Raw genomic sequence first — 11982 nt, 5'->3', positions numbered from 1 at the left:
CATGAGCTTGCTGCCTCTCAAGCCCGGGCCTGGAACGGGGAAACGCCTCGGGAGAAGGAAAAGTCCTGCAGCGCGCCGCAAGCTGGAAGGCTCGCTGTTTATCGCGCCGTGGGTCATCGGCTTTTTAACCTTTGTCGCCTTCCCTTTGGCCTATTCGCTCTATATGAGCTTCCATCAAGTACGGATTACGGTTACAGGCGTCAATACGAGCTATGTCGGCACGCAATATTTCCGCGAAATTTTGTTTGCCGACGGCGGCTTGCTGTATGACGACTTGTTCCCATTCCTGAAGGAAGCGCTCGTCATGATTCCGATCATTATCGTCTTTTCGCTGATGATCGCGATTCTGCTTAATCTGAAATTTTGGGGGCGAGCCGCCTTTCGGGTCATCTTCTTCCTGCCGGTTATCTTCGCTTCGGGTCAAATAATCGGAGAGTTCATCGCGCAGGGCGAAGGCTCCTTAAGTATTATTACATCGCTGCAAATGGATGCGGTGCTGGCCAACTATTTGCCCCCCTCATGGGCAGGCCCGATCGGCAACGTGATAGGTTCTTTCGTGCTGGTGCTCTGGTATTCGGGCGTGCAAATCTTGATCTTCCTCGCGGGGCGCCAGACGATCTCGCCCAGCGTATATGAAGCGGCTCGCATCGACGGCGCCGATCCGTGGAGCACGTTCTGGAAAATTACGCTGCCCGGCATGGTGCCGTTTATCTTTTTGAATGTCATCTATACGATTGTCGATCTATTCACCTACCCCACGAATCCGATCATCGGCAAGGTGACGACGGAAAACTACGGGCTGTCCAGCGCGCTGGCATGGATTTATTTCATCCTGGTGCTTCTATTTATTGCCATTGCGCTGGCGATTTACGCGAGAGTGAACCGGTCGTTGTCGCCGCGCAAGCAATAGTCCACTTGAAGGGCTGTGTTCATTATGGGAAAGCTGTCTTGGCTCAAAAACAAACTGATCGGCAGGGAAGCGGACAAAGGGCTGCTGTTCCGCGCGCTTCTGTATCTGCTTCTGGTCGATGTTGCGTTTATCTACTTGAAACCGGTCATATATATGATAACGACGATGGTCAAAGACGCGTCGGATTTGCTTGACCCGGCTGTCATATGGGTGCCGACGGGCATTTATGGCGGACATTTGGCCGAGGCGGTCAAGATGCTGGATTATGCAAAAAGCTTCGGCGTCAGCTTGTCCGTCTCCACGCTGTCTGCCGTTATTCAAGTCATTTCCTGCTCGATCGCGGGCTACGCGTTTGCAAGGCTTGATTTTCCGCTCAAAAAGTTGTGGTTCGCGGCGCTGCTTTTTACTTTCATCATGCCGGCCCAAGTCACGATTCTCCCGTCCATTCTGCTTTTCAAAGAGCTTGGCTGGATTAATACGTTCTGGCCGATCTTAGTGCCGACGCTGTTCGGACACGGGCTGAAGGGCGCGTTGTTCGTGCTGATTTTCCGGCAATTTTTCTCCACGCTTCCGAAGGAGATGGAGGAAGCTGCCCGCATTGACGGAGCGGGGGCTCTCCGGATATTTTTCAAAGTGATGCTTCCGATCTCCAGGTCCGCGATCGTCGTCGTGTTTCTGTTCTCGTTCGTATGGGCGTGGAATGACGCGTATTTTCCATCTATGTACATGTTCGGGGCATCCGACGTGCCGCTGTCCGTTGGGCTATCCAAACTAAATGCGCAGCTCGCCATGGAGGCGCAGGAAGGAGGCTTAAGGGCTTTTCTCGAACCTATTAAAATGGGGGCTTCCTTTCTCATCATTTTACCGCTGCTCGTGCTGTACGCCTTCACGCAGCGATGGTTCGTCGAAGGCGTTGAACGGACGGGGCTAGTGGAATAACCTACGACAGGATGTGATTTGCGGTTGGACTCACAACGGATTTTGCGGGACTTTTTTCGGAAGACATGGCTGGCTTACGTGATCTCGATTGCGCTGCACACGGTCGCGAACATCATTCACGTTAATTTTCCGAAGGTGCTCGGAAGCTTTACGGACGAATTGAAGGCCGGTCAGCTGTCGATGGACGGGGTGGCGCGCTACAGCTTAACGCTCCTCGCCATCGGTGTCGGGTTTGCGGCGATTGGAGGAGTTGCTCAATATTTGGTCATGTACACGGGACGGTACTTCGAGTTTATGAACAGGCGCCGGCTGTACGCGCATTTTACGGGACTCGGCGAGAAGTTTTATTCCAAAAACGGCGTCGGCAAGCTGCTCAGTTATTTCATGAACGATGTGACGGCGGTGCGGGAATCGATCTCCATGGGCGTGAACCAGACTGCGGGCGCGTCGATCCTGCTCGTGTCCACCATCGTCATGCTGCTGCTGACGGATGTGCCTGTCTATCTGGTCGCCGCCTGCATATTCCCGCTGCTGCTTATTCCCGTTATTGTCGTGTATTTCGGTCCGATCATTCGGGCGCGGTCGCTGAAGGTGCAGGAAGCGATCGGCGCCATGACGGAGTCGGCGGAGGAGCAGTTCGGCGGCATTCGCGTGACGAAAAAGTTTGCGGTCGAACAAACGATGCGGAACCGGTTCGGCGAGACGGTGGAGCGGATACGCGAGAGGCAGCTGCGGCTTGTCCGGGTGTCCTCGCTGTTCCAGGCGCTTATCCCGTTCCTCGGAGCGCTTTCGCTTATTATTGCAATATCGTTCGGAGGCTACTTAACGATTACCAATCGGATTTCGCTGGGCAGCTTCGTCGCGTTGACGCTGTATATCCGGATGCTGATGAACCCGCTGCAGCAAATTGGGAACGTTATCAACGTCATTCAACGGGCGCGGGCGTCGTTCGACCGGCTCAATGATTTGCTAGGCAAGCAGCCGGATATTCGCGAAGCGGAGAATGCCGTCGAGGTCGACTTCAGCCGCTCGGGAATTGAGCTGAGACGGCTGTCCTTCGCCTATGAGGACGGGCGGGACGTCTTGCGCGATATTTCGCTCTATGTGCGGCCAGGCGCTACGCTCGGCATCGTAGGGCGTACGGGAAGCGGCAAGACGACGCTGATGAAGCTTCTGCTTCGAACGTACGATCCGCCGGAAGGCACTATATTTTATGGCGATACCGATGTTCGCAGCCTGACGCTCGCGAATTTGCGGGGCGGCATTGCTTACGTGCCGCAGGACGGCTTTCTGTTCAGCTCCACGATTCGGGAAAATATCGCGTTCTATAAGCGCGATTCGGAGCTGCGGGATGTCGAGCATGCGGCAAAGATGGCGAAGGTGTACGACAACATCATCGAGTTTCCGGATAAGTTCGAGACGAGGCTCGGGGAACGCGGCGTCACCCTGTCCGGCGGCCAGCGGCAGCGGACCAGCCTCGCCCGCGGCATGATTAAAGACGCGCCGATCCTCATATTGGACGACAGCGTCAGCGCGGTCGACGCCGTGACGGAGACGGATATTATGGAGACGATCCGCGAAATACGGGAGGGGAAGACGACGATCATTATCGCGCACCGAATCAGCGCGCTGAAGCACGCGGATGAAATCGTCGTTCTCGACGAAGGCGAAATTGTGCAGCGCGGCACGCATGAGTCGCTGCTGGCGGAAGACGGATTGTATCGGACTTTGCATGACATACAAGAGGAGGGGACGCGTCAGCATGGCACAGGCAATTAACAATTGGCAGGCGGACCAAAAGGCCGATCTGAGCGAACCGAAGGCGAAGCCGAAATACATCTCCACCTTCCGCGCGTTATCCGGCTACATGAAGGAGCATCGGCTTACGTTCGCCGGATTTATCGCATGTACGCTCGTCGCGATCGCGGCGGAGCTGCTCCAGCCTTATTTGCTCAAAATCGCGATCGACGACAACTTGATGGTCGGCAAAAACGACTACAGCAGTCTTATGTTGATATGCGGCACGTATTTCGCGCTTTCGATTTCGGCTTTCTTATTTTCTTATCTGCAAAACAATCTGCTTCAAAAGGCTGGCCAAAGCATCGTTGCCAGCATCCGTAAACGTCTGTTCGAGCATATTACGAAGCTGTCGATGTCGTATTTCGACCGCGTGCCGAGCGGCAGCCTCATTACCCATGTGTCAAGCGACACGGAGGCGATCAACCAGTTTTTCAATCAGGTTGTGCTCAGTATTTTCCGTGACGGCCTTACTTTAATTTTCATTTTGGTGCTGATGTTTCAGCTGGACGCCGAGCTGACGCTTTATTGTCTTATTCTGGTGCCGATCATTGCGGGCATCGCGATCGCGTTCCGCTCGTACATGCGCACGACCTATCAGATGGCGCGGACGCGGCTGTCGCGTCTTGTTGCGTTCGTGGCGGAAAACCTGGCGGGGATGAATATTATTCAGGTGTTTCACCAGCAGGAAGAGCAGAAGAAGCAGTTCGGCGAGCGGAATAACTCCTATTTCCGCGCGAACATTCGCGAAATCCGGACGAACGTGCTGTTCAACCGGTCGTATGAGGTGTTAAACAATTTGGCGATCGCGTTCGTGGTCTGGATCGGCGGGCAGGCGGTGCTCGGCGTGAACGGCACGACGCTGGAGTTCGGCGTGCTATACGCCTTTATTACGTATATCCGGCTGTTTTTCCAGCCTATCAATACAATTACGCAGCAGTGGAATACGCTGCAATCCGCTACTGTCGCGATTAACCGAATATGGTCAATATTCGCGATTGAACCGGACGTTCAGGATCAGCCGAAAGCGTTGAGCGTCGATAAGGATTCGATTGCGGGACGAATCGATTTCAACGATATTACATTCGCGTATCCCGAAGGGACGACCGTTATTCGCAAGCTGGATCTGCATGTCCGTCCCGGCGAGATGGTTGGCATCGTCGGCACGACGGGCGCGGGCAAGAGCTCTTTGATCAGCTTGCTTTGCCGTTTTTACGATGTGAGGGAAGGCAGCATTCTGATCGACGGCCACGATATCCGGGATATTTCGCAGCACGATCTGCACCGGATCGTAGGGCTAGTGCAACAGGAGCCGTATTTGTATTCGGGCACGGTGCTCGACAACGTACGGATGTTCGACGAAAGCATTTCGAGAGAGGACGTCATTCGCGCCTGCGAATTCATCGGCGCCGATACGATTATCGAGCGGATGAAGGACGGCTACGACACGAAGCTGTCCGAAAGGGGCAGCGGCTTGTCCGCAGGGGAGCGGCAGCTCATTTCTTTCGCCCGGATTATCGTATTCGCGCCTCGCATATTGATCTTGGATGAGGCTACCGCTAATCTTGACTCGCACACGGAGCAGCTGGTCCAGGCGGCGCTGGAACGCGTATCCGTCGGACGGACGACGCTCGTCATCGCGCATCGCCTGTCCACGATTATGGGAGCGGACCGCATCCTCGTCATGAGTAAAGGCAAGATCGTGGAGGAAGGCACGCATGATGAGCTGCTAAGGCTTGGCGGGTATTACGAGGAGCTGTACCGCCACTCGCAAGGGCAGCATGATGCGATCGAGGCGGGGTAGAAGGGAAGGATGCATCCGCCTGAGCAAGTACGCGGCGGGTCGGATTGCTGCGTAGGCGCAGCCCTTAACCTATAGCCGTTAAACGCGGCGGCAGTGCTTCGTTTTGCCGGGATTTTTTCCTTTACGTACCTCTAAAGAGAGGGGTACAATGGGAAACAGCGTACGTAACGGGCGCCAGTCCTCTAGAAAGAAGCAGATGCGGTTATGACGATTTTTGTTCATATTTTATTAACGAACGTGCTGCCGATGGGCATCATGGTTGCGCTTGGCATCGTGCTGCAGCGGGCGTTCTCGCTCGATATTAAAACGTTGTCGAAGCTGAACTTTTATTTGTTTTCTCCCGCCATTATGTTTGATCTTATTTATACAACGGCGATTTCGATCGGCTTGCTCGGCAAAGTTATGCTGTTTTTTGTCATTTTTATGGCGGTGCAATACGCGCTCGTCGAAGCGGTGATCCGGGCGCGCGGATACGGCCCGAGCATGCGGAGCGCGATGCGCAACAGCGTTCTGTTCTATAACAGCGCCAATTATGGCGTGCCTCTGAACCAGCTTGCGTTTGCCGGCAATAAAGCGACGCTTGCGATACAGGTGCTCATTATGATGGTGCAGTCGCTCGTTCCGAACACGTACGGCGTCTACAGCGTGAACGCGCACAAAGCGGATATGCGGCAGGTATGGCGGACGATTCTGTCCATGCCGGTCATTTATGTCATTCCGCTCGCGTTCCTGCTGCGCGGCTTCGAGGTGCCGCTCCCGCAGCCGATTGCAACGCCGATCGGTTACTTATCGGATGCGTTTATCGGCACGGCGCTTATAACGTTAGGCGTTCAGCTTGGCAACATGGAGTGGAAGATCAACCGCTCCTTGCTCATCGATGTCAGCCTGTCCGGCGCGCTTCGCCTTATCGCGGGGCCTGCGCTCGCCTGGCTCATCGTCTGGCTGATGGGCCTCGACAAGCTGACCGCCGCCGCATTAATCGTCTCGTCCGCGGTGCCGACCTCGCTCAGCAGCGTCCTGCTCGCCGTCGAGTTTGACAACGAGAAGGAATTCGCCTCGCAGGCGGTGTTCGTCTCCACGCTGCTCAGCATTTTCACCGTCACGGCGGTTATCTTCTTGCTGCGGATCGAAGTTTAATAGGTAGACCGGCGGGCCTGTCTTTGGCAGGCTTCCCCGGTCGGGCACACGCTGAGAGTAGCTAAGCTGCTGGTATCCCGTCGTCGAACCGCACTCGTACTCGCGCTGAAGGTTAGCTACTGGTGTCCCGTCGTCGAACCGCACCTCGGTACATGCTGAGAGTAGCTACTGGTGCCCCATCGTCGAACCGCACTCCGGTACACTCTGAGAGCAGCTACTGGTGCCCCATCGTCGAGCCGTACGCCGGTACATGCTGATAGTAGCTAAAATACTGCAAAAGTGCAGGATTTGAGATTAAAAGTAACTTGAAACAGATAAAATCCTGCGTTACTGCAGGATTTTTTTCATTTATCCGCTGTAGTGGGTGCTTTTTCGCGAAAAATGATGCACTTTTGCAGGAATGTTGCCGCATCCGACCATTTTACCGGGCAAATGATGTACTTTTGCAGCAATTTGACTTGATTGTACAAACGAACTGAAACACGCGTTGAGAGTAGCTAAAATACTGCAAAAGTGCAGGATTTGAGATTAAAAGTAACTTGAAACAGAAAAAATCCTGCGATAATGCAGGATTTTTTCATTTATCCGATGTGGCAGGCGCTTTTTCGCGAAAAATGATGCACTTTTGCAGGAATGTTGCCGCATCCGACCATTTTACCGGGCAAATGATGTACTTTTGCAGCAATTTGACTTGATTGCACAAACGAATGTTTCCCGTCACCGCCCCTCACTTCGACACATGCGATGAGAATAGTTACTGGTATTTCATCGTCGAACCAAACTCGAACTCGCGCTAAGAGCAGTTACAGGTGTCCCGTCGTTGAACCGCACTCCGGTACACGCTGAGAGCAGCTACTGGTGCCCCGTCGTCGAACCGCACTCCGGTACACTCTGAGAGCAGTTACTGGTGCCCCATCGTCGAACCGCACTCCGGTACACGCTGAGAGCAGCTCCTGGTGTCCCGTCGTCGAGCCGTACGCCGGTACACGCTGAGAGCAGCTAAAATACTGCAAAAGTGCAGGATTTGAGATTAAAAGTAAATTGAAACAGAAAAAATCCTGCGATAATGCAGGATTTTTTCATTTATCCGATGTGGCAGGCGCTTTTTCGCGAAAAATGATGCACTTTTGCAGGAATGTTGCCGCATCCGACCATTTTACCGGGCAAATGATGTACTTTTGCAGCAATTTGACTTGATTGCACAAACGAATGTTTCCCGTCACCGCCCCTCACTTCGACACATGCGATGAGAATAGTTACTGGTATTTCATCGTCGAACCAAACTCGAACTCGCGCTAAGAGCAGTTACAGGTGTCCCGTCGTTGAACCGCACTCCGGTACACGCTGAGAGCAGCTACTGGTGCCCCGTCGTCGAACCGCACTCCGGTACACGCTGAGAGCAGCTACTGGTGCCCCATCGTCGAGCCGTACTCCTGTACATGCTGAGAGTAGCTAAAATACTGCAAAAGTGCAGGATTTGAGATTAAAAGTAACTTGAAACAGAAAAAATCCTGCGATACTGCAGGATTTTTTCATTTATCCGATGTGGCAGGCGCTCTTTCGCGAAAAATGATGCACTTTTGCAGGAATGTTGCCGCGCCTGACTATGTTACGGGTATTTGATGCATTTTTGCAACAAAATATCTTTTTCGAACCACTATAAACATTGGATAGCGCTCTGCGTAAGCTCATACTTCACATTATATTTCCTGTTCGCGCCTGTTACTGAAGTAAATAGTCCTTTATCACACATTGATTTTAAAGCCCCGACAGCTGTGCGGTGATTTATACGTAAATGTTCTGTAACATCGATCGGACGGATAGGACGCGCGAGTCTGCATGCTAAACGAATGATTTCACGCTCAGTAACGCTCCGAACGGTAACTGGGGGTCCATCAGCCTGATATCTGCTTAAAACCATACGAAGGAGAGTAATGCACAGTTCCGGGTTGTGCGCAACATCATCATAAGCGAAGGAAATGACATGGTAGCCCATTGCTGAGAGAAAGGTTTCCCGGTTAAGCTCCCTGCAGTACTTTTGGCGGTCCATGTCCCTGACGTGCGGGCCAAAGCCTTTAATCTCAATAATCAGCCTAACTGCGCGCGCGATCCAAACAAAATCGCAAAAGTAAGGGTTGCCGCGCCAATCCAGCACTTCGTATTCTGGATGCAGCCCGTCGAAGTTGCCCCGCAATACCCACCATACGTTTCTGCAAAATAATATTTCCGCTTCTCTGTGTCCCCTTTCCAGACGTCCTCTGCGTTCTCCGGTTCTTTGTTGCAAATGATAGCTGATAAATTCGGCATGTGCCCTTTCGAATGTCATATGATCTCCTCCTAAAAACAAAACGTCCCGCCTTCATGAATGAAAGCGGGACGTTCTTCGTCTCGTTAAGGCTATTATAGTGCAAGGTGTGACGATTGGATAGTTACTACTTGTTTGCAAGTTAACGATATATCGCATAGAATGAGAGTGTGAGTAATACGATATATCGTAATAGTATGATCGATAACATGATAAGAACGGAAAGTCCAACCGAATCGAGATAAGTTCAAGTGAATCGACAAGTCCAACCCGAATCGAGGTAAGTTCAACTGAATTGACCAGACCAATTCGAATCGAGATAAGTTCAAGTGAATCGACAAGTCCAACTCGAGCTGAGGTAAGTTCAACTGAATCGACCGGTCCAGCTTGAGTCGAGGTACGTTCAACTGAATCGATTAGTTGTTCAATCGAGTCAACAAGTCTACATTGAATCGACAAGTTCAACTCGAATCGAGATATCCAACTCGAGTCAATAAGTCTGCATCGAATTGATAAGCTAACAGAATGAAATAGGGGAGTGAAACGGGATGAGCGGCGGTTGGAAAGCGGAGGAGCAGCTGTTTTTGACACATGGGCCCGGGAGGGAGCAAAGCTCTTCGGGGCGGCGTTTTTTTATGAGGGGCGGGGTGAAGTACGCGCTGCTTGAGCTGCTTGCGGAAGAGTCGATGCACGGCTATGAGATGATGAAGCGTCTGGAGGAGCAGTCGGGAGGGACGTACAAGCCTTCGCCTGGATCGATATATCCGACGCTGCAGATGCTGAGGGATCAAGGCTTCGTAGCTTCGCATAAGCAAAGCGACGGGAAAAAGATTTTTTCAATAACGGAGGAGGGCCGGGCGTTTTTGCTGGAGGAGCCGGCGGCCGACAGCCGAGAGTCCGAAGGCCGCGGCCGCGGCGCAGAGCCTGGCGCGGATGAGGAGCAGCTTCAGGGCGAGCTAAGAAGCGAGGGCGGGCGCAACCGCAGATTGACGCCGGCAGGCAAGGAGCTGCTTCATCTGCTTAAAGCCGCGGAGCGGGCCGCGATGGAGGATGCGGCGAAGGCGGCAAAGCTGCGGTCGATCCTAATGGAGCTTAAGATTAACCTGAGAGAGATGACAGAGGAGAAGCGTCATGATGAATAACAATTTCAATCCGCATAGAGGGATGGGCGCGCGAAGGTTCGGCACCGGGGAGAAGGCCAAGCCGGCCAGCATCTATTCGATGTTCCTGCGCATATTCGAGCATGCCCGCAAGGAATGGCCGTCGCTTGCCACCGCGCTTGTCTGTATCATTCTCATTTCTCTTCTTGAATTCGTCGTCCCGCAGATTACGAAATATACGATTGATACCGTGATCGAAAATAAACGGTTTAACGAGCTCATACTCATTGCAGCCGGTGTGCTTGGCGCGGCGATCGCGCTCGGCGTTCTCCGCTATTTAAGCACCTCCGTCATGGCGGCGATCGGACAGAGAGTGTTGTATAAGCTGCGCAACGATTTGTACCGGCATTTGCAGCGGCTCGATGTGTCCTTCTTCGACCGTAACCGGACGGGCGATCTGATGTCGAGAGTAACGAATGACGTCAGCATTCTTCAGCAGCTAATTTCCTCCAGCATGATGCAGCTGTTCACGGATATTTTTACGTTTACGGCGATTGCCGGCTATATGCTGTTTATCGACTGGAAGCTGACGCTGCTCCTGCTTGCGACGTTCCCGTTCATGATCTGGACGACGAGGCTGTTCGGCAAGCGGATCCGAGCCTCCTTCCGCAAAGTGCAGGAATCGTTGGCCGACGTGAGCGACCATCTGCAAAACGCGCTAACCGGCATCCGTCTGATCAAATCATTTACCGCCGAAGAGTACGAGTCGGAGCGGTTCTCCGAACGGACGAAAAAAAATATGGATGCAAACATCCAGGTTGTGCGGTTGCGAGCAGCATATGAGCCCCTTATCGACTTTATTAATTTTGCCGGGATGGCCATCGTGCTGGTGTTCGGAGCTTGGCTTGCGATGAAGGGTTCGATGACGGTGGGCACGGTCGTCGCGTTTATCGCGTATTTGCGGCTGCTGCAAAATCCGGTCCGGCATTTCAGCCGTATTTTGAACACGATTCAGCAGGCGGCTGCCGCCTATGAGCGGGTCGTAGAAATATTAAACACAAAAGCCGAAATCGCCGACCGCGAAGATGCCATCGAGCTTCCTCCTGTAAAAGGGCGAATCGAATTCCGCGGCGTTAGCTTCTCCTATGTCGGCAAGAATGAGGCGGAGGTGCTTGAACAGTTCGACTTGGAGCTGAAGCCAGGCCAGGTAACCGCGCTGGTCGGTTCATCCGGCTCAGGGAAAACGACGATTGCGCATCTGATAACCCGGTTCTATGATGTGCAGACGGGAAGCATCACGATTGACGGGATTAACGTGAAGGACGTGACGCTGGATTCCTTGCGAAGCCAGGTGGGCATCGTCTCGCAGGATATTGTTTTGTTTAACGGCACGATTGAGGAAAATATCCGGTACGGCAACCATAACGCCGGTGCCGAAGAAGTGCGGGCGGCGGCGGAAGCGGCGAACGCGCACGAGTTTATTTCCAGCTTCAAGGACGGCTACGATACGCAAATCGGGGAGCGCGGCGTGAAGCTCTCCGGCGGGCAGAAGCAGCGGATTTCCATCGCAAGAGCCATCTTGAAAAATCCGCGGATTATTATTTTGGACGAAGCGACGGCTTCCCTTGACACGGAATCGGAGCAGCTGATTCAAGCAGCGCTCGCAAAGCTGCTGAAAGGACGAACTTGCCTCGTCATCGCGCATCGGCTGTCTACAATCCAACAAGCCGATCAAATTTATGTGCTTGAGAACGGCCGGATCGAGGAGCACGGGACGCATGCGGAGCTGCTGCAGCGGAAAGGAAGATACAGCGAGCTGTATGAGCTGCAATTTCCCGTCGTCTATGAAAAGTAATTTCCCATAACTTCCGTCACTGCTTCCATACCTCCCGAAATGCGCCGAAGAAAACCTTCTGCGGGGTATTGTCATAGACAGCAAAAACGACCTTTTTGAATGCGCCTTGCCTTTGAATGGCGTGCTGCTCAAGAC

8 protein-coding genes are annotated in these 11982 nt (G+C 53.1%); 7 read left to right on the top strand and 1 reads right to left on the bottom strand.

What is annotated here, in order from left to right; translation table 11 throughout:
- Window position 1: 1 nt before the first annotated feature.
- The 5 genes from D3P08_RS10975 (at window position 2) to D3P08_RS10955 (ending at window position 6587) form a co-directional block, all read left to right on the top strand.
- Entirely contained in the window at window positions 2-910 is a 909-nt protein-coding gene (locus D3P08_RS10975) for a carbohydrate ABC transporter permease (RefSeq protein WP_119599730.1), read from the top strand.
- Window positions 911-934: 24 nt separating this feature from the next.
- Window positions 935-1849 (top strand): carbohydrate ABC transporter permease, encoded by a 915-nt coding sequence (locus D3P08_RS10970; protein WP_119599729.1) that lies wholly within the window; start codon window positions 935-937, stop codon window positions 1847-1849.
- A gap of 24 nt (window positions 1850-1873) precedes the next feature.
- A complete protein-coding gene (locus tag D3P08_RS10965) occupies window positions 1874-3628 on the top strand; it encodes an ABC transporter ATP-binding protein (RefSeq protein WP_119599728.1) in 1755 nt (584 codons plus the stop codon).
- Window positions 3612-5450: an ABC transporter ATP-binding protein gene (locus D3P08_RS10960; RefSeq protein ID WP_119599727.1), complete on the top strand. Its 1839-nt coding sequence runs from the start codon at window positions 3612-3614 to the stop codon at window positions 5448-5450. Before D3P08_RS10965 ends, D3P08_RS10960 begins: the two co-directional genes overlap by 17 nt.
- Before the next feature lie 204 nt (window positions 5451-5654).
- Window positions 5655-6587, top strand: coding sequence for an AEC family transporter (locus D3P08_RS10955; RefSeq protein ID WP_119599726.1), 933 nt, complete (start codon window positions 5655-5657; stop codon window positions 6585-6587).
- Between the two features lie 1657 nt (window positions 6588-8244).
- Here the strand turns inward: D3P08_RS10955 and D3P08_RS10950 are convergent.
- Entirely contained in the window at window positions 8245-8913 is a 669-nt protein-coding gene (locus D3P08_RS10950; RefSeq protein ID WP_119599725.1) for a DUF559 domain-containing protein, read from the bottom strand.
- Between the two features lie 527 nt (window positions 8914-9440).
- Here D3P08_RS10950 and D3P08_RS10945 point away from each other — a divergent pair.
- Together D3P08_RS10945 and D3P08_RS10940 are read left to right on the top strand one after the other, a co-directional pair.
- Window positions 9441-10034, top strand: a complete 594-nt coding sequence (locus D3P08_RS10945; protein WP_119599724.1) for a PadR family transcriptional regulator — start codon at window positions 9441-9443, stop codon at window positions 10032-10034.
- The gene (locus D3P08_RS10940) at window positions 10024-11847 is read left to right on the top strand and encodes an ABC transporter ATP-binding protein (RefSeq protein WP_119599723.1); all 1824 of its coding nucleotides are present in this window, start codon (window positions 10024-10026) and stop codon (window positions 11845-11847) included. Before D3P08_RS10945 ends, D3P08_RS10940 begins: the two co-directional genes overlap by 11 nt.
- Window positions 11848-11982: the final 135 nt, after the last annotated feature.

Origin of the sequence: Paenibacillus nanensis (genome assembly GCF_003583765.1) — a bacterium.
GTDB lineage: Bacteria > Bacillota > Bacilli > Paenibacillales > Paenibacillaceae > Pristimantibacillus > Pristimantibacillus nanensis.
Note: the sequence above shows the minus strand (reverse complement) of the source record. Positions and strands in the feature narration are given on the sequence as shown.

Coding starts and splice junctions, on each gene's coding strand:
- D3P08_RS10955 (WP_119599726.1), top strand. CDS start 5,655: ATGACGATTTTTGTTCATATTTTATTAACGAACGTGCTGCCGATGGGC.
- D3P08_RS10960 (WP_119599727.1), top strand. CDS start 3,612: ATGGCACAGGCAATTAACAATTGGCAGGCGGACCAAAAGGCCGATCTG.
- D3P08_RS10970 (WP_119599729.1), top strand. CDS start 935: ATGGGAAAGCTGTCTTGGCTCAAAAACAAACTGATCGGCAGGGAAGCG.
- D3P08_RS10945 (WP_119599724.1), top strand. CDS start 9,441: ATGAGCGGCGGTTGGAAAGCGGAGGAGCAGCTGTTTTTGACACATGGG.
- D3P08_RS10940 (WP_119599723.1), top strand. CDS start 10,024: ATGATGAATAACAATTTCAATCCGCATAGAGGGATGGGCGCGCGAAGG.
- D3P08_RS10950 (WP_119599725.1), bottom strand. CDS start 8,913: ATGACATTCGAAAGGGCACATGCCGAATTTATCAGCTATCATTTGCAA.
- D3P08_RS10975 (WP_119599730.1), top strand. CDS start 2: ATGAGCTTGCTGCCTCTCAAGCCCGGGCCTGGAACGGGGAAACGCCTC.